18 protein-coding genes are annotated in these 20,212 nt (G+C 64.5%); 6 read left to right on the top strand and 12 right to left on the bottom strand.

Annotation, left to right across the window (positions count from 1 at the left end; genetic code table 11):
• Window positions 1-70: 70 nt before the first annotated feature.
• From ACWAT4_RS03210 to ACWAT4_RS03200, 3 genes are all read right to left on the bottom strand, one after another.
• Entirely contained in the window at window positions 71-301 is a 231-nt protein-coding gene (locus ACWAT4_RS03210) for a S4 domain-containing protein (RefSeq protein WP_449729786.1), read from the bottom strand.
• A gap of 52 nt (window positions 302-353) precedes the next feature.
• The gene (locus tag ACWAT4_RS03205) at window positions 354-3,740 is read right to left on the bottom strand and encodes a helicase-related protein (RefSeq protein ID WP_212301801.1); all 3,387 of its coding nucleotides are present in this window, start codon (window positions 3,738-3,740) and stop codon (window positions 354-356) included.
• A gap of 599 nt (window positions 3,741-4,339) precedes the next feature.
• Window positions 4,340-5,149, bottom strand: coding sequence for a DUF3108 domain-containing protein (locus ACWAT4_RS03200; protein ID WP_449731332.1), 810 nt, complete (start codon window positions 5,147-5,149; stop codon window positions 4,340-4,342).
• Between the two features lie 548 nt (window positions 5,150-5,697).
• On the opposite strand from ACWAT4_RS03200, the gene rpmB reads away from it, so the two are divergent.
• Window positions 5,698-6,003: a 50S ribosomal protein L28 gene (rpmB, locus tag ACWAT4_RS03195; RefSeq protein WP_212301799.1), complete on the top strand. Its 306-nt coding sequence runs from the start codon at window positions 5,698-5,700 to the stop codon at window positions 6,001-6,003.
• 254 nt (window positions 6,004-6,257) lie between these two features.
• Complete coding sequence (locus ACWAT4_RS03190; RefSeq protein WP_449729785.1) at window positions 6,258-7,322, top strand: NACHT domain-containing protein; 1,065 nt, start codon at window positions 6,258-6,260, stop codon at window positions 7,320-7,322.
• Window positions 7,323-7,820: 498 nt separating this feature from the next.
• Here ACWAT4_RS03190 and ACWAT4_RS03185 read toward each other — a convergent pair whose 3' ends face one another.
• The 3 genes from ACWAT4_RS03185 to ACWAT4_RS03175 form a co-directional block, all read right to left on the bottom strand.
• A complete protein-coding gene (locus ACWAT4_RS03185; RefSeq protein ID WP_212303961.1) occupies window positions 7,821-8,099 on the bottom strand; it encodes a DUF1488 family protein in 279 nt (92 codons plus the stop codon).
• A 294-nt stretch (window positions 8,100-8,393) separates the two neighbouring features.
• Window positions 8,394-8,690 (bottom strand): hypothetical protein, encoded by a 297-nt coding sequence (locus ACWAT4_RS03180; protein ID WP_212303962.1) that lies wholly within the window; start codon window positions 8,688-8,690, stop codon window positions 8,394-8,396.
• Window positions 8,683-8,949, bottom strand: a complete 267-nt coding sequence (locus ACWAT4_RS03175) for a hypothetical protein (RefSeq protein ID WP_212427805.1) — start codon at window positions 8,947-8,949, stop codon at window positions 8,683-8,685. Before ACWAT4_RS03175 ends, ACWAT4_RS03180 begins: the two co-directional genes overlap by 8 nt.
• A 334-nt stretch (window positions 8,950-9,283) precedes the next feature.
• On the opposite strand from ACWAT4_RS03175, the gene ACWAT4_RS03170 reads away from it, so the two are divergent.
• Window positions 9,284-9,418: a hypothetical protein gene (locus tag ACWAT4_RS03170; protein WP_283815704.1), complete on the top strand. Its 135-nt coding sequence runs from the start codon at window positions 9,284-9,286 to the stop codon at window positions 9,416-9,418.
• Window positions 9,419-9,484: 66 nt separating this feature from the next.
• Here ACWAT4_RS03170 and ACWAT4_RS03165 read toward each other — a convergent pair whose 3' ends face one another.
• The gene (locus ACWAT4_RS03165) at window positions 9,485-10,636 is read right to left on the bottom strand and encodes an IS4 family transposase (RefSeq protein ID WP_212444482.1); all 1,152 of its coding nucleotides are present in this window, start codon (window positions 10,634-10,636) and stop codon (window positions 9,485-9,487) included.
• Window positions 10,637-10,957: 321 nt separating this feature from the next.
• Here ACWAT4_RS03165 and ACWAT4_RS03160 point away from each other — a divergent pair, with 321 nt between their 5' ends.
• Entirely contained in the window at window positions 10,958-12,286 is a 1,329-nt protein-coding gene (locus ACWAT4_RS03160; RefSeq protein ID WP_449729784.1) for a DUF2235 domain-containing protein, read from the top strand.
• Window positions 12,287-12,668: 382 nt separating this feature from the next.
• Window positions 12,669-12,914, top strand: coding sequence for a PilZ domain-containing protein (locus ACWAT4_RS03155; RefSeq protein WP_212303537.1), 246 nt, complete (start codon window positions 12,669-12,671; stop codon window positions 12,912-12,914).
• Between the two features lie 98 nt (window positions 12,915-13,012).
• Here ACWAT4_RS03155 and ACWAT4_RS03150 read toward each other — a convergent pair whose 3' ends face one another.
• From ACWAT4_RS03150 to cobS, 5 genes are all read right to left on the bottom strand, one after another.
• Window positions 13,013-13,423, bottom strand: coding sequence for a hypothetical protein (locus tag ACWAT4_RS03150; RefSeq protein WP_212303538.1), 411 nt, complete (start codon window positions 13,421-13,423; stop codon window positions 13,013-13,015).
• Window positions 13,424-13,713: 290 nt separating this feature from the next.
• The gene (locus ACWAT4_RS03145) at window positions 13,714-14,826 is read right to left on the bottom strand and encodes an NADH:flavin oxidoreductase/NADH oxidase (protein ID WP_449729783.1); all 1,113 of its coding nucleotides are present in this window, start codon (window positions 14,824-14,826) and stop codon (window positions 13,714-13,716) included.
• A gap of 230 nt (window positions 14,827-15,056) precedes the next feature.
• The gene (locus ACWAT4_RS03140) at window positions 15,057-16,127 is read right to left on the bottom strand and encodes an esterase-like activity of phytase family protein (RefSeq protein WP_449729782.1); all 1,071 of its coding nucleotides are present in this window, start codon (window positions 16,125-16,127) and stop codon (window positions 15,057-15,059) included.
• Window positions 16,124-18,028, bottom strand: a complete 1,905-nt coding sequence (cobT, locus tag ACWAT4_RS03135) for a cobaltochelatase subunit CobT (protein ID WP_212303541.1) — start codon at window positions 18,026-18,028, stop codon at window positions 16,124-16,126. Before cobT ends, ACWAT4_RS03140 begins: the two co-directional genes overlap by 4 nt.
• A gap of 163 nt (window positions 18,029-18,191) precedes the next feature.
• Window positions 18,192-19,190, bottom strand: a complete 999-nt coding sequence (gene cobS / locus ACWAT4_RS03130) for a cobaltochelatase subunit CobS (protein WP_128949368.1) — start codon at window positions 19,188-19,190, stop codon at window positions 18,192-18,194.
• A gap of 297 nt (window positions 19,191-19,487) precedes the next feature.
• On the opposite strand from cobS, the gene ACWAT4_RS03125 reads away from it, so the two are divergent.
• Complete coding sequence (locus ACWAT4_RS03125) at window positions 19,488-20,147, top strand: DedA family protein (protein WP_212427809.1); 660 nt, start codon at window positions 19,488-19,490, stop codon at window positions 20,145-20,147.
• The last annotated feature ends 65 nt before the right edge of the window (window positions 20,148-20,212 follow it).

Below are 20,212 nucleotides of genomic sequence, written 5' to 3'. Positions count from 1 at the left end.
CAAGGTCGGGAAGGCCCGATCATGACGGCTTTATGTGTTTGATCGACCAAGAAATGAATACAAACCGCAATTAATTGCGCTTTACGTCGCCGAGCTCCTCATAGAGCACGCGCGCCGAGGCGGCATCGCCGCGGCGCTCGTTGAAATCAGTCACCTTCAACACCCGCACGGTGCGGTCGAGCGCGACGGTGATGACGTCGCCGATCTTGATCGCATGCCCCGGCGATGTCTCGCGCGTGCCGTTGATGCGGACGTGACCGGACTCGACTAGCTCAGCCGCCGAGGTGCGCGCCTTCACCACCCGCGCGTGCCACAGCCATTTGTCGAGGCGCTGCCGCTCGGTGGTCGTGGGCTTACTCCTTCCGACCGGCGAGCTGCTCTTTCAGCGCGGCGAGCTTTGCGAAGGGCGAGTTCGGGTCGGCCGGGCGATCGCGCTCCCGCGGGCTGGCGCTCGAGGCGTAGGGACGCAGCGACGGACCGCCCTGACCGCGCCCCTTGTCGCGGTCGCGGCCACGATTGTCACGGCCCTTGTCACGATCGCCGCCGAACTTCTTGTTGTCGCGGTTGCGATCGCGATCCTTGTCGCGGTCCTTGCCCTGGAAGCTGCGGTTGCGGTCGTCGCGGCGCTCTCCGCCCTCGCCGCCTTCACGGCCCTTGCGGAAATCCCTGCCGCCGTCGCGGCGATGCCCGCCGCCGTGACGATGGCGCTCGCCCGGCTTGGCGCCTTCGGCTGCTTCGCCGGGCGCGGCCGCGGCGCCAGCCTCAGCACCGGCCTGCGGACGCTGGTTGGTGTGGCGCTGGTGGCGATGGCGCTCGTGGCGGGGCTTGCGATCCTCGTGACGGCCGCCGGGACGCCAGACCTCGACGAGCTCGGGCTCGGCGGGCGCAGCGGCAGCCTCAGGCGCAGCGGCAGCCTCAGGCGCAGCGGCATCGGGCGACGCGGCAGCTTCCGTTGCAGCGGTCTCGGCCGGAGCAGCTTCAGCAGCTTCCGTGGGTGCAGCGGCCTCCTCGGCCGGCGGCGCGATGCCGGGGGCATCCTCGGGCGTGACAGGTGCTTCAGGCGAGGCTTCGAGCGCCGGCTCTTCGTGCGCGGGCTCGTCCTGCTGCTCCATGCCGGGCGCGTCTTCGACGGTGACTGGCTCGCCAGCGGCCTCAATGGCCGTCTCCGCAGCGGCGGCAGCATCCTCCGTCGCAGGCGTCTCAGCGGAAACGTCCGCAACGGGCGTCTCCGCAGCGGCAGGCGCCGCGGGCTTCACCGGCAGCGGCGGACGCTTTTCCATACGATAGCCGAGCGCACGCAGCACCGAGGCAAAGTCCTCGCCGGCGGAGCCGGTGAGCGAGGTCATCGCCTGCGTCACCACAAAGCTGCGGCCGTCGAACGCGCCGGCGGGCTTTTCGCCGGGCGCATTGTCACGCCAGGCCAAAGCGGGGCGGATCAAATCGGCAAGGCGCTCCAGAATGTCGACGCGCACGGCGCGCTCGCCGGCCTGCTTGTAGCCGAGCACGCGATAGGCATCGCGCGGCAGCTGCTTGTCGACCGGGAACGAGGTGCGGCCCGACGATGCCAGATGCTGCGCGCCTGACAGCGCCGACAGATCGACATTGTCCTGCTTCAGCGCCCACAGCAGCGCGGCCAGCGCACGCGCGGCGGGCTTCAGGATGCCGGGGAAATAGATGTGATAGGCACCGAAGCGGACGCCGTATTTACGGAGCGTCGCGCGCGAGGGCTGGTCGAGATCCTTCAGCTCATTGGCGATCTTGGGACGCTCGAGCACACCGAGCGCCTCGACCAGCTGATAGGCGATGCCGCGGGCGATCCCCGTGACGTCCTCGGCCTTCGACAGCTCGAACATCGGCCCGAGCAGCTTCTCGATATGCGTCTTGAGCCAGAGATCGAGCCGCGCCTGCACCTTCTCACGGGGGCCGCCGGTCAGCCGCTCATCCGAGATGATGCGGATGCGCGGATGCAGCGCCTCCTCTGCGGCGGTCAGTCGCGCCACGGCATCGCCGGTCCAGCGGATGGTGCCATCGGAGGTCAGCACGAACTGATCGTCCGGCGCGTTGCCGAGCTTTTCGGCGCGCGTGTTGATCTCGCCGGCGAGCACCGCTTGCGCGGCAGCCTGCAAGGCTTTCGCATCGGAGCCGGCTTCCGCCGCATCCGGTGCAAAGGTGAAGCCATCGAGGCGGCCGATGACATGGCCTTCGACGATGACTTCGCCGGTCTTGCCGATTTCCGTATTCAAGCTCGTGTTCTCCCGCAGGCGGCGCATCAATACACTGGTCCGGCGATCAACGAAACGCTCAGTCAAGCGTTCATGGAGCGCATCCGATAATTTATTTTCGACCTCGCGGGCGATCCCCTGCCAGCGTTCGGGGTCTCTCAGCCAGTCCGGGCGGTTGGCGACGAAGGTCCAGGTGCGAATCTGCGCGATCCGGGCCGACAGCGTGTCGATATCGCCGTCGATGCGGTCGGCCTGGTCGACCTGGGCGGCAAACCAGGAATCCGGGATGCAGCCCTTCTGCATCAGGAAGCCGTAGAGCGTGGTGACGAGCTCGGCGTGGGCCGCCGGCGACAGCTTTCGGTAATCCGGGACCTGGCAGGCCTCCCACAGCCGCTCCACGGCAGCCTTGCCATGCGCGATATCGCGCACCTCGACGTCGCGGGCGGCATGGTCGAGCACGCGCATGTCTTCGGCGATCGGCGCCCGGGTCAGCGTCTCGTGGCCGGGGGCCAGGTTGAGCGAGACCTGGAGCGCGCCGAGGGAGGAGAAATCCAGCTTCGAGTTGCGCCATTGCAGCATCTTCACGGGGTCGAAGATGTGGTTCTGGAGCGCGTTCACGAGCTCGGGCTCGAACGGACCGCAGCGGCCGGTGGTGCCAAAGGTGCCGTTGCGCGTGGCGCGGCCGGCGCGGCCGGCGATCTGCGCGAACTCGGCCGGCGTGAGCCTTCGGAACTGATAGCCGTCGAACTTGCGGTCGGAGGCAAAGGCGACGTGGTCGACGTCGAGATTGAGGCCCATGCCGACGGCGTCGGTGGCGACGAGATAGTCGACGTCGCCGTTCTGGAACATCTCGACCTGCGCATTGCGCGTGCGCGGCGACAGCGATCCCAGCACCACGGCGGCGCCGCCATGCTGGCGCTTGATCAGCTCGGCGATGGCATAGACCTCATCGGCCGAGAACGCGACGATCGCGGTGCGGCGCGGCTGGCGCGTGATCTTGCGATCGCCGGCAAATTCCAGCTGCGACAGCCGGGGCCGGGTGATCATGGAGACGCCGGGCAACAGCCGCTCGATGATCGGGCGCATCGTCGCAGCGCCCAAAAGCAGCGTCTCGTCGCGGCCGCGGCGGTTGAGGATGCGGTCGGTGAAGACGTGGCCGCGCTCCAGGTCGGAGGCGATCTGGATCTCGTCGACGGCGAGGAAGGAGACGTCGATGTCGCGCGGCATCGCCTCGACGGTCGAGACCCAATAGCGCGGATTCCTCGGCTTGATCTTCTCCTCGCCGGTGATCAGCGCGACGGCCTCGGGGCCGACGCGTCCGACGATCTTGTTATAGACCTCGCGCGCGAGCAGCCGCAGCGGCAGGCCGATCATGCCCGAGGAATGCGCGAGCATCCGTTCGATGGCGAGATGGGTCTTGCCGGTGTTGGTCGGCCCGAGCACCGCAGTGACGCCGGCGCCGGGCACCCGATCGGACAGCGCGCGCTCGGAAGCGAAGGGGGAAGGAGGAAAGGCCATTCTGAATGATTAGGTAGTGGCGATTGAGGCGAATGTCAGTGCTGTCTGGGGCGGCGAGGTGAGGGAGACTCTCCGCGCGTCCGACTGTCACCGCATCCGTGGAAGCAGCCCCTCATCCCAACCCTCTCCCCGTAAGAACGGGGCGAGGGGGACGAGATAGCCGTGCAAATTCCGCGCAACTGTCTCACTTTGCGACGCTTTTCCCTCGCGCTTTAAGCTTCGGAACGACTCTAGAACGAATCGCGGCCGAATCGCAGACTCCCCACGGAGTCCCCTTCCGTTCACGCAACATGTCGCGGGACTCTTGTTTCCATCGCACTAGATGGAGTTTTGGGCTGCCGCACAAGCGACGTTTCGATGACGGATTTCCTTAAGTTGGGGATGGCGCGGAGTCGAATCAGAATCGGGGAGGAGTCAAATGGATTCCCCGGCATGACGGGCCCCTCACCTCTTTCGTCAAAACAACCCCATGCACAGTAGGTAAGTCGTTGATATTGTTGAAGCGGGAGAGAATATTCGGGCTGTCGTCCTCCGAGGGCCGCCCAAGAGGGCTGCCACCTCAGGATGACGGCCGGGGAGGGGCGTGCGCGGCAAAGATCCTACTGCGTTTTCGCCACCCTTGGCGGCTGGGCGGTGGTGATGAAGCTGGTCGCTTCCAGCATCGCCGGCCCCAGCGGCGTCGGCACTTTCAGCCAGAATGGAACCAGGATGCGCGTGCCCGCGACCGGCGCCAGCGCGATCTCGATGTTGCGCTGGGCGGCCAGATATTTGATCACGGGGCGGTCGGGGATGTAGCCGGCGATCGGCACGAAATAGAGCGCGCAGACCACGACCGGGCCGTGATAGCCCTTCTCCGCCTTCACGGTCTCCATGCGCTTGAAATCGAGCTTGAGCTCGTAGCGCATGCGGCCGTCGAACACGGGCGCGCTGCCGTGGCAGGCCTCCGGCGACAGCGGGTCCCCCGTGCCGGGCACGCGGACCAGCGAGGCCGTCATCGGATCGAACACGCCGCGGCGATGCGCGTCGGTGACGACGATGCGGTCGGCATCGACCGGCGGCTCCGGAATGATGCCGAACTCCTTCACATTGCCCTTGTCGAGCGTGATGTGGATCTCTTCGGTCTTCTTCGAGGTGGTGGTGGAAGCCTGGTAGGCGGAAGCGACCAGCGCACCATTGACGATGCGGCCCTGCGAGGCGCCGGTGCCGGACCCGCCCGCGAACGATTTCAAGATGCCGGTGGTGCCGCCGGAGGCCGCCGCCGAGAACACGTCGTCCTGGATATCGATGTTCCAGGCACCGCGGCCGACCGGAATGCCGGCCAGCGTCGCCTCATATTGCGCCTCGAGCTTGCCCTGCGCCGCCGCAGGCTCCGCCGCCCATGCCAGCACCAGCCCGCCAAGCGCAACCAGGGCCAGCCGGACAACAGCAGTCAGCCGGCCGGCCGCACGCAGCCGGGGCGGAAAGAGGGGTGAGGTGGGCACGAAACGATCCAATCGGAGAGCGAGTGTTGTTACTTAAGCCTGTTACGGCCGCAAGCAATGCATCCGGGCCGCTCAAGCCGGGAACTCACTGGAGTCTTTCAGGCGCGATTGCGCCCTTTATGTGATGGTAAGGCGCTTTAAACATTGCCGTTTTGGTGATCGGCCCGTGTCCCCGCCCCGGCGGGATAACCTCTCCCGCTTGCGGGAGAGGTCGCGCGCAGCGCGGGTGAGGGCTTTCTCCTCTGGGGGACATCCACTACGTTCCCACCGCGGTGACACCCTCTCCCCAACCCTCCCCCGCAGGCGGGGGAGGGAGCGCACCTTATCCCGGGGCACGATCCGTGGCCCAAATCCTTGACTACCCGCCCCTATCCCCCTATACGTCCGCCCGCTCCCTACAAGGACACAGAATTAGCCCCCGTGGCGCCCCGAATGGCGGCCGCAATCGTTGGGGGTTCGAAACAAGGATTTTTGCCATGTCTCGCCGCTGCGAACTGACGGCCAAGGGCCCCCTCGTCGGCCACAAGGTCAGCCACTCCAACATCAAGACCAAGCGCCGCTTCCTGCCGAACCTGGTCAACGTGACCTTCATCAGCGAAGCCCTGGAGCGCAACGTGCGCCTGCGCGTCTCCACCAACGCGGTGAAGAGCGTCGACCACAATGGCGGCCTGGACGCCTACCTGCTCAAGGCCAAGGCCGACGCCCTGTCGCCGCGCGCCCTCGAGCTGAAGCGCGCCATCCAGAAGAAGGTCGGCGACGCGCCGGCCAAGAAGGCCAGCTAAGAGATTTCCTGATAGGGCGGGGGCTAAGTTGCGTCGCGTGGCGTAAGCTTAGCTAGTTGAGTTTTGCGTTGCGGCCGGATCGAAAGATCCGGCCGTTTTTGTTTGTGGCTTTGTTTTGCGACGGAACCGGGGTCTTACTTGCCTCGTAGAACCACGAAAACTGGGATTTGTCATCGATCGAAGCTACCGGCGGTTGCCAATCTTAGGGCTCTGACGATTACTCTGCGATCGCACTCGCCGCGGAGCCCTTGCACATGTCAGATCGTCTCGTACGTCAGATCGATCCAGTGCCAAATGAGCGTGAAACCAAAGATCGACATTTCGCGGAATTTGAGACCTTCCCGAATATTGTTCTCGTAGGCGACCCCGGGAGCGGCAAATCCCATCTGTTCGACGAACGAGCTCGCGCAGCACGAACCGACGTTTATTCAACACGAACGTTCCTAAATACTCCGAACTTTGAACCGAACGCCATTCTATTCATCGACGCACTAGATGAACGACGCGCCGGACGAAACGACTCAACGACTATCGATCTGATCGTTCAAAAGCTGACTGCCGCGCGCCCTCAGAAGGTCCGTCTGGCCTGCCGAGAACACGACTGGCTCGGAGGAACCGATCTCGCAGCATTCCATCCTATTTTCTCCGCATCCGGCGGACATGTCGTATTATCGTTGCAAGCCCTCACAAGCTCTGAGCAACAGACTCTCCTCCAACAGCACGGCATCGGAGATCCGGTCAATTTCTTGGCTGAGGCTGCCGCGAGAGATTTGGCCGACCTACTTTTAAATCCACAAAATCTAATCATGCTCGCCGCCGCGGTGCGGAAGAACCATTGGCCGAAGACGAGAGCTGAACTATTCGCGACGACCAACGAATTGTTACTGCGCGAACACAACACTCGGCGAACGCGCAACGGTGAAGGGCAATATGAAGTTCGTGAAGTAAGAGCCGCAGCGGGCGGTGCGTTCGCCCTACGACTAATAAGTGACGTTAGCGGTATCAGCCTCCTCAACTCAGAAGTCGATCCGCAATTTCCAAGCTATCGCTCCATTCCATTCTCCAAATCTGAACTAGTGTTAGCCGCGCTCGGTCGTCGAGCTTTCCGAGCTTCTGGCAACGAAACCGTCGACTACTTTCACAGAATAAATGCTGAATATGCTGCCGCGCATTGGCTACCCGAGATCCTGACGCGAGTGGATATGGCATCTACACCATCTTTTGGTACGGGGCGAGCCGCAAGGGACGAATTCCACGACTCGAACGAACATCGCCTCCACGATCTGCACAAGAACTCAAGCAGCGGCTGGAGGACCTGATTGCCGAACAAGATCAATCGAGATTGCGTGTCGTAGTGCTTGACGTGTCTGTACCGATCGGGGCCAAAGCTGCGATCGCTTCGGTAGGGGGGAGAAAAGGAAACGATCGGACGAAGAAGCGCGTGCGGCCCAAAAGCGCGGACAAGGTGGCACCGCAACTTTACGTTCGCGCGGCTAAAGCCAAGAAGACGCGAAAGACCACAACTGGACCTGCCAAATCAACCTTAGAAAAATTGACTAAGAACGGACAAAAGCAAATGCGGCCCGAGGGTCGAAAAACGGCCACGCCAAAGCAACGTACACGTCCGCGCAGAACCAAATTGAGCTAAGCAGTCGGACTGTGCGGCCGCAAGTTGGGAGAATCGACTTAAGGATCTACGCAAAATTCCGCGATGCTCGCCCGGCCTCATCTGGAGGGGCCAACCGTGAAGCACGCACCCACGAGGTCTTGCTGCCTCGGCAAGACCGACAAAGCGCGGGCAACAGTAACTTGCTCCCCTACCCCCGAAAATCAATGCTCCGCAGCACGATCCCCGGCGGCGTGCCTTCGAACTCGGCTGCGCGATATTTGCTGGCGACGCGGGTTTCGATGCGGTCGCGGAGGCGGGCGAACTGGGCTTCGCGCTGGTCGGGGCGGGTTTGCGGGCCGCGTTCGAGATCGTCCATGGCCGAGGTCGAGATCGCGCAGGGAATTTCCTTCGGCCCGTCGTGCATCGAAAACTGGATGATGCCGCGGTCCTGTTCGTGGCCGATGAAACGGCCGCTGGTGAGGGGCATGGGGTTACTCCTGTTACTGCGGTTGGTACGCGGGTTCGGTCATCGCTTGGGGCGTGCGACCCCCAACGTCGTCCTGGCGAAAGCCAGGACCCATTAACCCCGGTCATCTGCTGTTCAAGCGCGCTGTAGCTGCGAGCACCCGTAACAACTCAGTTCGGTGGCTATGGGTCCTGGCTTTCGCCAGGACGACAGCTGTTTTCAATTCGCGCACCTGTTTTCAGTGTGCGCTCCTGTCTCCGGCGTACCTGTTTTCCATGCGCAAAGCGTCGCAGGATGCGCGCGCCCGCGGCTTCCTCAACTATCCCCGCCCAGTCTCGCGAAATCGTCGAACAGGGCGGCGACCAGGGCGCGGTGGCGGGTGTCCTCGGTCGGCAGGCTGGCGGCGTAGAGATTGAGGAGGTAGCGCGCCTTCACGGCGGCTTCGGACCAGGAGGCGGCGGGCACCGTCATCAGGCGGTTTTCGAGATCGGCCTCGCGCTCGCGCAACTGCCGGACATTGCTCTCGACCTCGGCCAGCGCGCGGCGCAGGTCGGTCGCCTTCTGCGCGGCCATGCCGCGATGCTTGTCGAGATCGACCGGGGTGTCAGTCATTGGCGATGCTCGCGTCGGACGCCATCGCATCCGCAAGGTCGATCGCGCGGATCGAGCGCATCTCCACCGAGCCGAGCACGCCGTCCACGGGGACGATGATCGACGTGCCGACGCGGCGCCAGGCCGAGAAGGTCTCGCTCTCGATCGTCTCCTCGTCGGCGATCACGGGATAGCTGCCCGCGGGCAGCAGCCGGTCGATGCCGTGGATGCGGAACGGATGCCTGAACGTGACGGTCTCCCGCCGCGACCGGATGGTCATGCACGCCTGCCTTCCCTCACGAGAGCGGCCCCAACCGACCGGCAACGACGACCATGCGCTCAATGTCCGGCAATAGCCAGCGCTATCGTCGCTGCCGTCTGCGGAGATGAATTTGGGCTCGTTAGCGAGACTTGGTGCTCACCTCTCCCCAGCGGGGAGAGGTGGATCACGCTCCGTGGCCGGCAGCGGCCGCATCCAGTGAGCACGCGCGGCGTTTTAGTTCTCGCTATTGGGGTGATGCAGGCGTACGTCTTGGATGCGCCTGCGCGCCGCGCAGGATGCGTGTTGCCATCGGTCGAGCCAAGTTCATTCGAAACCTGGAGGAGACGAAATCATGGCCAAGGGACAGCAGCGCAGCAATCGCGAAGCCAAGAAGCCGAAGAAGGACAAAGCCAAGGTGATCGCCGCGGCGCCGAGCCGCAAGGAGGCGGCGTGGCAGCCGGATTTCGGGCCGGGGAAGAAGAAGTAGGGGGGCGGGAGAACGACGAGATCGATGCTGCCCGTCATGGCCGGGCTTGTCCCACGGCTGTCCGGTTTAGGTTTGAGGAAGACTTAGGCACATCTGCCGCTGATCTTGGACGGTCGGCGGCGGGGCGAGCAAGTTGTCGATACGGCGGCGTTGCATGAGATTAGCGCGAACCAGCCTTGCGAAGACGAGCGGACTTCGAATGGCTTGCTGCGTGGCCTGAGCGAGGCGCAGCAGCAGGAAGGCGATCAGGGCAACGGCAATCTGGATTCGCACGGCGTTTTCTGAGGTGCCAACGAAGCGAGTGATCTTGAGGGTCTGCTTGACCCAGCGGAAGAACAGCTCGATGGCCCAGCGGCGGCGGTAAAGATCGGCGATGTCCTCGGCGCTGGCATCGAGATCGTTCGACAGCAGGCGCAGCACCTTTCCTGTCTCGGTGGTGATGCGCACCTCGCGCACCGCATCCTGCATCGGGTTGCGGCGGCATCTGGCCTGGCGTGCCGGGAGGAAGCCGATGCGATCGGACAGGATGTTGCTGCCCGGGGTGACCGGCAGCTCCTTGACCACATCGATCGGGGTGTTGGATTTGAACCGGCTGACAATGCGGCAGCCGACGGCATCAAGCTCGGCCCACCAGGCATAATCGTAATATCCGAGGTCGAAGACATAGGTCGCACCCGGCGTGATCGGCATCTGATGGGCTGCAGTGATGTCGTTGACGTTAGCAGCACTGACCGCGGCATAGATCGGACGATCGGCGTCGGCATCGTAGATCACGTGCACCTTGGCGCCGCAGACCCCGGACGAGAACCGGGCCCAGCCGGAGCTGTGCTCGTTCAAACGCACACTCGTGGAATCAATTAGATAGGTCGTCTCGGCGAGCTTGCGGCGCAGCCCGCGATGGGCCTGCTTCATCATGACTTCCAGCAGTTCGCCGAACACCGCAACAGGCCGCTTGGCATTGGCATCCGACATCGTCGACCGGCGGACCGGATCCGCGCCCAGATGATAGAGCCGGGCCGCGTGGCTCGAAAGCCCGGTCACGATCTCGCGCAAGCCCGAGGCGCCCGACAGCTGGCCGTAGAGCAGTGCCACAAACTGGCCCTTGGTCGAGAGCCGGCGAACCCGCGCGTCGGCATCATGATCGTCCACAAGCGCCTCGAACCGATGCCACGGCACAAGCTTCAGCAGATCGCGAAATACTGTATTGTGGTGCGGCATGGCGCTGATCTCCATTCGTGTCCCGGAACGCTTGCAGACGTCCAGGATCGAGTAGAATCAACGCCATGCGCTTCGTCCAATAAATTTAAACCGGACAGCCGTGGGCTTGTCCCGGCCATCCACGTTGTGGTGGCGTGGAAACCAGAACGTGGATGCCCGGGCATGACGAATTCGGTACTCCTACCGACCACACCCGATAGATTCCGCGGTATGGGTCCTGGCTTTCGCCAGGACGACGGTGGAATTTGTGGCTGAGCGCACAAAAGCCGTCGCGCTTTTTTGCTATACTCGCCCCGGTAGCATCACCCGGAGGCGCATCCCATGGAGCACTCGGCCAATCCCACCCCGAAGAACCTCGTGATCTGCTGTGACGGCACCGGCAACGAGATCTCGGAGAACATCTCCAACGTCCTGAAGCTCTATCGCTGCCTGCGCAAGACCGACAAGACGCAGCCGCGGCAGATGGTGTTTTACGATCCCGGGGTCGGCACGGTGACGGAGCCGTCGACCTGGAACAGGTGGAAGGCCAACATCAAGCTGGTGCTGGGGCTCGCCACCGGCTACGGGCTCGATGACAATGTGCTCTCGGCCTATTGCTTCCTGGTCGAGCATTATGCGCCGGGCGACAGGATCTACCTGTTCGGTTTTTCGCGCGGTGCCTACACCGTTCGCGTGCTGGCGGGGCTCATTCACAAGGTCGGGCTGATCTCGCCGGAACAGGCGAACCTCGCAGGCTCTGGCCTCGTCGCCTACAAGCAATATTCCGGGCTCGGCCACGGCAACGACATCGAGGACCTCAAGGACATCGCGGTCGACGACCAGGGGCCGCTGCCGAAGGACGAATTCGACCTCGCCGCGCAGTTCGCGCGCATCACCTCGACGCGCTGGCCGACCATCCATTTCATCGGCGTCTGGGACACGGTGGCGAGCGTGATCGTGCCGCGGCGCGACGTCTTCTTCCTCGTGTTCAGCCTGGAGGAGCTCGCCTTCACGCTGCGCAATCCCAGCGTCAACATCTTCCGCCAGGCGATCGCGATCGACGAGCGGCGCTGCATGTTCCGCCTGAAGGCGTATGAGGAGCCGCAGGAATTCTGGAGCCACCGCTATGTGCCCGACGAGAAGAAGGTGGCGCAGGACATTCTGCAGGTGTGGTTCGCCGGCGTGCATTGCGACGTCGGCGGCGGCTATCCCGAGGCGGAAAGCGCGGAGTCGAAATATCCGCTGATCTGGATGATCGAGGAAGCGGCGAAGGCCGGGCTGAACTTCAACCCGAGCACGGTGAAGCAGCTCGCCTGGGGCAGGGAGCGCAAGAACTCGCCGTTCAGATATGTCGAGCCGGCGTTCACCGGCAAGGCGGGCATGCTGCACGATTCGATGAGCGCGGCCTGGCGCGTGCTGGAATTTTTGCCGAAGCGCGCGACCTACAAGGAATGGCCGGAGCGGAAGGTGTTTCTCGGCTTCTACATCCCCGATTGCGAACCGCGCCTCATTCCCGAAGGCGCGCATGTGCATGAGAGCGTGTTGAAGCGCATGGCGGTGGAGCCGGACTACCGGCCGGTGAACATGCCGAAGGAGTTTGTGACGGTGCCGATGCCGGTGCCGACGGGCCCTGGTGTTGAGGCGGAGGTGGGGGAGAGCGTGGCGGGGTGATGGTGGGGCGCAATGACAGTTGTTGTGGCGGGTCCGCGCCACACAAATGGTGTCGTCCTGGCGAAAGCCAGGACCCATACCGCGTGATTTCTCGATTGCAGTAGGTAGGTGTACCGGACGACGAGTCTTCGCCAAACGCCTCCCTGGGGGTATGGGTCCTGGCTTTCGCCAGGACGACGGTGGAGATTTTGGCGGCCGCAGCGCATCTCTCCATCATCCCGCCCGCCCTTCCGCCCCCCCACCCCACTACCGCTACTTTCTCCAACCACCGCTACTTTTCATTAAAATTCTCCGCCCCGCTTTAGCCTCTTCGCATCACCTGCTCCGCCATCATTGTTCCCCAAGCCCACCGCGCCGTCCGCGGTATTGGAGGAGAGTGCCAATGCATCCGCGTCGACATGTCCGGGTGAAGCCCGCAGGCCTGGTGTCGCGCCAGGCCAAGATCATTACCGACCCGCGCGCGCCGGTGATCGTCTGCACGCTGATCGACTATTCGCCCGGCGGGGCCTGCGTCGATCTCGGCGGACAGGTGAAGATTCCCGATCGGTTCGAGCTGCTGCACGTGAACACCAAGAAGCGCTGCCGGATCGCCTGGAAGCGCGGCACGCGGGTGGGCGTGGTGTTTTGATTTCCTCGTCGTCGTCGTTCAGGGCGCTGCTACAAACTCGGTGTCGCCCTGGCGAACGCCAGGACGACGGCGGGGTTTGAGGCGCCGCTACCGGCCCCTCACGCCTTCCGCATCCGCGCCTTTGCGCCCGCGACGATCTGCATGGCGACGCCGGCGATCCAGCCGAGGAACACCAGCCAGGTCAGCGCATCGTGCGGCTCGAGCCGCAGCACGATGACGGCAACCGACGCCAGCGCCGTGAGCGTGGCGCAGAGCGTGCCGGCGGAGCTGAGGAATTCGGCGGCGTCGATCTCGCTGTGCGCTTCGTCGAACGGCAGCTGCGGCGTGTCGATGCCGAGATAGAAGCCGACGACGCCGAGCAGCATCATCAACAGCAGAAAGCCCTGCGTGGTGAGCGCGGGAACCGCCGATCCGACATAGGCGCCGACGAACAGCCCGCACGCGGCGCCCGCCATCGCGAGGCCGATCCGTTCCAGCACATGGGCAGACTTGCGAACACGGTACCGCATGGCGAGCCTCGCGCGCCGTTGAGCTGCGAGGAGGTTAGGCCAGTTTTGTCTGGGGTGGAAGGTGAGGAGAGTTACGGATGCGTGAGGTCGTGTGCGAGTGAGGCGCATTAGCCGCGTGTCATCCTCCACTGTCGTCCCGGCGAAGGCCGGGACCCATCACCACAGGGAGCAGTTTTGCGAAGACTCCAGGTGATGTCGTTAATGCACACCGCGCGCCATCGTGAGATCACGCGGTATGGGCCCCGGCCTTCGCCGGGGCGACACTATTGTTGGAGCGCCGCTGGTGCCCCCTACCGCGCCCCGAAGGTGGTCTTGCCGAACAGCGCCTTCTGCGTCGAGGGCTGCGAGCGCCAATATTGCGGCGGGGCCTCGACTTCGCCGCCGAGTTCGGCGGCGGCGTGCCAGCCCCAGCGGGGGTCGTAGAGCATGGCGCGGCCGAGCGCGACCATGTCGGCCTTGCCGCTACTGACGATCTCCTCGGCATGCTTCGCGTCCGTGATCAGGCCGACCGCGATGGTCGGCAATCCCGTCTCGCGCTTGATGGCCTCCGCGAACTGCACCTGATAGCCGGGGCCGAGCGTGATCTTCTGCAAGGCGGAGACGCCGCCGGAGGAGGCATCGATCCAGTCGACGCCGCGCGCTTTCAGCGCCCGCGCGAATTCGATGGTCTGCGCCAGATCCCAGCCGCCCTCGACCCAATCGATCGACGACACCCGCATGCCCACAGGCTTGTCGTGCGGGAACACGGCGCGCACGGCATCGAAGATCTCGAGCGGGAAGCGCATGCGGTTCTCGAGCGAACCGCCATATTCGTCGGTGCGCTTGTTCGAGATCGGCGACAGGAACTGATGCATGAGATAGCCGTGCGCGCCGTGCAGCTCGATCGCATCGATGCCGATGCGCTCCGCGCGCTTTGCGCTGTCGACGAAAGCCTCGCGGATGCGCTTCAGCCCCGCGGCATCGAGCGCCAGCGGCGCCGCCTCACCCTCCTTGTGCGGCAGCGCCGACGGCGCCACCGTCTGCCAACCGCCTTCGCCGAGCGGTATCAGCTGGCCGCCGTCCCAGGGCCGCGCGCTGGAAGCCTTGCGGCCGGCATGGGCGAGCTGCATCGCGATCGCGGTGGAGGAATGCTTGCGGACCGATGTGAGGATCTGCTTCAGCGCGGCCTCGGAGGCGTCGCTGTAGAGCCCGAGACAGCCCGGCGTGATGCGGCCGATCGCCTCGACATGGGTCGCCTCGATGCAGAACATCGCAGCCCCCGACAGCGCAAGATTGTTGATGTGGGTGAAATGCCAGTCGGTCGGCACGCCGTCCTCGGCCGAATACTGGCACATCGGCGACACCACCAGGCGGTTCTTCAGCGTCAGGCCGCGCAGCTTGATCGGGGAAAACAGGGCGCTCATGCAAGGATCCGGATCGGAGGAATGGAAGCGATTGCATGGAGTTTAGTGAGCGACGCACGAATTGCCAGTTGCGCGAGGAGCATGGCGGCCCGCGGCGCCATGCATTACGGCCCACTGCAAACTCAGCCGTCATCCCGGGGCACGCGAAGCGTGAGCCCGGGATCCATAGCCACAAGATCGGCGCTCCGCTTGTCCGGGACGACAACGGAGATGACCGGAGAGCTGGAGCCCTACTCCACCAGCGTGAACTGCAGCAGCAGGGTGCGTTGGAGCATGGAGAAATTATCGTCCGACACCAGCGTCAGCACGGTCTCGCCCTCCGCCGTGACGTGGGCATCGATGCCTTCCATGTTGTCGATCTCGTGGCCGAGATCGGCCTCGAACAGCACGGGACCGTCGACCAATGCGCCCGGCGCGATTCCCTTCAAGGGGAGCGAGCGGATGCGGATGTTGATGCCGGTGAACCAGGAGAATTTGCGTTCGAGGATCAAGAGCTCGCCCGAGGGCAGCAGCACGGCGTCGCTGATATACTGCTTGTCGGTGCGCTTGATGCTGAACTGGCCGGGCATTGGGCCTCCGATCAAGAAGCCGATCAGATTGCCGTCGGCATCGAAGCCGCCTTCCGCCATCGCGATCAGCGTGCCCGCGAGCGGTTGGCCTTTCATACCCTTCGGGACGAACACCAGCGCCTCGAGCCCCTTGTTGTAGGGCAGCTTGCGCAAGGCCGGCGGCGTCGGCAGCACCTCGCCGCGGGCGCGGGTGCCGCCGCGCGCGAAATCGAAGCGCATGATCTGGTTGACGCGCTCGAGCCCGACATAAACCAGCGAGCCGTCGCGCGCGAGCGACTCGGTGTCGTACCAGAGCCGCTTCTCCGTGATCGGCCGCCCCTCGGAATTGAGCATCGGCGCGGCCTCGACGTCATCGAGCCCGGCCATCTTGCCGTTGGCGTAGCGGATCGCGCCGGTGAACCAGCTGCCTTGATCCGACAGCGCAAGAAAGCGCTCGCCCTTGTCATCGAGGAAGCGCAAGCCGGACAGGCCGCCGAAGCCGCGATGCGGCGAGGTCAGGACCAAACCGCTGCGATATGCCAGCTGCCCGAAGCGCACGCGCGCGCGGTCGCGCGGCTCGAAGAACGGGATCTGCCGCGCGTTGACCTCGATGCCGACGGCTTCGGTGACGGCGTGCTCGGCCTGCGCAGGCCGCGACGCGGACTGCGCTTGCGCGAGCCGTGGGAGAGCGAGAGTGGAAAATCCCGCCGCCGCATGGCCGAGAAAGCTGCGGCGGGATTGAAGTGTGCTCACGAATGCAGTTTGCGTCGCGGGCGATTGGCCGGCTGGGTCGGCGCCGTATTGGTCTCGCTGAAGAGTTCGGCGAGCTTCTCGGTGATGGCGCCGCCGAGTTCCTCGGCGTCCACGATCGTCACCGCGCGGCGGTAGTAGCGCGTCACGTCATGGCCGATGCCGATCGCGATCAGCTCGACCGGCGAGCGGGTCTCGATCTCCTCGATGATGTGGCGCAGGTGCCGCTCGAGATAATTGCCGGGATTGACCGACAGCGTGGAATCGTCGACCGGCGCGCCGTCCGAGATCATCATCAGGATCTTGCGCTGCTCGGGCCGGCCGAGCAGGCGCTTGTGCGCCCAGTCCAGCGCCTCGCCGTCGATGTTCTCCTTCAGCAGCCCCTCGCGCATCATCAGGCCGAGATTTTTCCGCGCACGACGCCAAGGCGCGTCGGCGGATTTGTAGATGATGTGGCGGAGATCGTTGAGGCGGCCGGGACTGGCCGGCTTGCCGGCGGCGAGCCACGCCTCGCGGGATTGCCCGCCCTTCCAGGCGCGCGTGGTGAAGCCGAGGATTTCGACCTTGACGCCGCAACGCTCCAGCGTGCGCGCGAGAATGTCGGCGCAGGTGGCGGCGACCGTGATCGGGCGGCCGCGCATCGAGCCGGAATTGTCGAGCAGCAGCGTCACCACGGTGTCGCGGAACGTCGCCTCCTTCTCGTGCATGAAGGACAGCGGGTGATAGGGATCGGTAACCACGCGCGACAGGCGCGCAGGGTCCAGAATGCCCTCTTCGAGGTCGAACTCCCAGGCGCGGTTCTGCTGCGCCATCAGGCGGCGCTGCAGCCGGTTGGCGAGACGGGCGACGATGCCTTGCAGATGCGCGAGCTGCTTATCGAGATAGGCGCGCAGGCGCTCCAGCTCGTCATGGTCGCAGAGATCCTCGGCCGCGATGACCTCGTCGAATTTCGGTGCGAAGGCGTGATATTCCGGCCCGCGCGGCTCGTTCTTGCCGTGCGAGTTCGGACGCGTCGCCTCGCCCGGCGTCTCGTCGTCGCCGAGCTCGCCGTCGTCGAAGGTATCTGACGTCGAGGCCTGCGCGCTTTCCATCGCGCTCTCGCTCATCTCCTCGGACGAAGCCTGCGCCTGGTCGGCGCTCATCTCCTGCGCGGCGTCGGAATCGGGTGAGCCTTCCGCGCCGGACTGATCGTTGTCGCCGTCCTGGTTCTCGTCGTTGTCGTCGTTGTCCTCACTATCGGCGCTGCGCTCGTCACCGAGCTCGAGCGCGGTCAGGAGATCATGCACGGCATCGCCGAACTTGGTCTGGTCCTCGACCACGCCATCGAGCCGGTCGAGCCGCTTGCCAATTTTGTCTTCCAGGATCGGCCGCCAGAGATCGACCATCTTCTTCGCGGCCGCCGGCGGCGCCATCCCGGTCAGGCGCTCGCGCACCAGCATCGCCAGCGCATCGGCCAGCGGCGCGTCGGCGCGGTCGGTGATCTCGTCGAACTTGCCACGATGGAAATGGTCGTCGAGCATCGCGGTGAGGTTTTTCGCAACGCCCGCCATGCGGCGCGCGCCGATCGCCTCGACACGGGCCTGCTCGACCGCCTCGAACACGCCGCGCGCCTGCGGATTGCCGGGCATCAGCTTGCGATGCAGCTTGGCATCGTGACAGGCGATCTTCAGCGCAATGGAGTCGGCATGGCCGCGCACGATCGCGGCGTCGCGCTTGGTCATCTTGCGCGCCGGCTCCGGCAGCCGCGCCTTGCCGGGCGCGAGGCCCGGACGCTCGGCGGCGAAGGAGACGTCGAGCTCGGGCGACTTCGCGATCGCCTTGAGGCAGGAGGCGACGGAGCGCTTGAACGGCTCGGTCGGCGCTTCCTTGCTGCTGCGGAATTTGGAGTTGGAGGTGGTGCTCATCTCGATCTCACCGTCGTCCCCGCGAAGGCGGGGACCCATAGCCACAGGGAGCAGTTAGTGAGCACACTGACGGCCCCGATCTTCGCAACAACCACGGCCTGTGGTTATGGGTCCCGGATCTGCGCTTCGCATCGCTGCGCTTGTCCGGGACGACATCTCAACCTCAGCTGAGCGCCACATTGACTGCCGATTCCGGCAGCTCCGCATTGAAGCAGCGCTGGTAGAACTCGGCGACCAGGGGACGCTCGAGCTCGTCGCACTTGTTGAGGAAGGTGACGCGGAAGGCGAAGCCGATATCGCCGAAGATGTCGGCGTTTTCCGCCCAGGTGATCACCGTGCGCGGGCTCATCACCGTCGACAGATCGCCATTGGCGAAGGCATTACGGGTGAGATCGGCAAGGCGCACCATCTTGTTGACGATGTCGCGGCCTTCCTGGGTGCGATAGTGCTTGGCCTTCGCCAGCACGATCTCCACTTCCTCGTCGTGGCTGAGGTAGTTGAGCGTGGTGACGATCGACCAGCGGTCCATCTGGCCCTGGTTGATCTGCTGGGTGCCGTGATAGAGACCCGAGGTGTCGCCGAGGCCAACGGTGTTCGCCGTCGCAAACAGGCGGAAGGCCGGATGCGGCTTGATCACCTTGTTTTGGTCGAGCAGCGTCAGCCGACCCGAAACTTCCAGCACGCGCTGAATCACGAACATCACGTCCGGGCGACCGGCGTCGTATTCGTCGAACACCAGCGCGACGTTGTTCTGCAGCGCCCAGGGCAGGATACCGTCACGGAATTCGGTGACCTGCTTGCCGTCGCGGACCACGATGGAGTCCTTTCCGACGAGGTCGATACGGCTGATGTGGCTGTCGAGGTTGACGCGCACGCAGGGCCAGTTCAGGCGGGCGGCGACCTGCTCGATATGGGTGGATTTACCGGTACCGTGATAGCCGGTCACCATCACGCGGCGGTTGCGGGCGAAGCCGGCGAGAATGGCAAGCGTGGTGGCGCGGTCGAAACGGTAGTCGGAATCGACTTCAGGGACGTGAGGATCGACTTCGGAATAGGCGGGGACCTCGAGATCGCTGTCGATCCCGAACACCTGGCGCACCGACACCTTCATGTCGGGCAAACCGGAAACTTCCTCAACTTTGGACATGGCGGCGGTCGTCATCAATCCTCCGAGGCCCCGGGCGGTCCCGAGACCAGTTATTTGCACGTTGGCTGCGGCTGGGTGCGATTGCGAACCTATCAGAGACGAGGAGCCGGCAGAAGCCCGCGCCCCAATCAAAGTTCCACTGTCTTTTCATTTAGATAGGCAAGGAACGCGATTTTTGGAAGGCTGCCCTGCAAATCTCGCCCAAATTTCGCCCCGGACAGCCGCGTTGCCCAAGCGAATGGCACTTTCATCGGCCGTCCCTACTTAGGTAAGGGTCTGAACCCGAATGCCCCAGCCCGCTACAGAGACGACGTGACGTCCTTCCTTGATCCCCTGATATCCTTCGTTTCAGTCCATGCGTGGCTGGCCTATCTGACCCTGTTCCTGGCAGCGCTGCTCGAAGCGGTGCCGGTGGTGGGGTCGGTCATCCCCGGCTCGACCATCATCCTGGCGCTCAGCGCGCTGGTTCCCGGCGGGGACCTGAAGCTGCAATGGGTGCTTCTGGCGGCCGCATTTGGCGCCGTGCTGGGCGACGGCTCCGCCTACTGGCTCGGGCACCGGCAGCAGCGCAAGATCCTCAACACCTGGCCGCTGACCAATTATCCGCGCGTCGTCGAGGAGAGCGAGACCTTCTTCCACCGCTTCGGCAGCTGGGCCGTGTTCTTCGCCCGCTTCGTGCCGCCGATCCGCGCCTTCGTCCCGATTACGGCCGGGGCGCTCGACATGGCGCCGGCAAAATTCTACGCGGTCAACATCCCGGCGATCCTGGTTTGGGCGCCGGCCCATGTGCTGCCGGGCGTGCTGGCGGTGTCGGCCTTCCACCAATATTTCGGCCTGCCGCACCACGGGCATCCGTTCAAGCACATCTGGATCTTGACCGTGGTGGCGGTGGCGATCATCGGCGGCCTCGGTGTCTGGTTCTACCGCCGCCGGCAGAATGGCGTCGTCGCCGCGGCCAAGCCGCGGGCGTAGAACCTCTCCCAGAGTCGTCCTGGCGAAAGCCAGGACCCATTACCCCAGGGAGCAGTTTGGCGTAG

The organism is Bradyrhizobium sp. T-1 (assembly GCF_053592855.1).
Note: the sequence above shows the minus strand (reverse complement) of the source record. Positions and strands in the feature narration are given on the sequence as shown.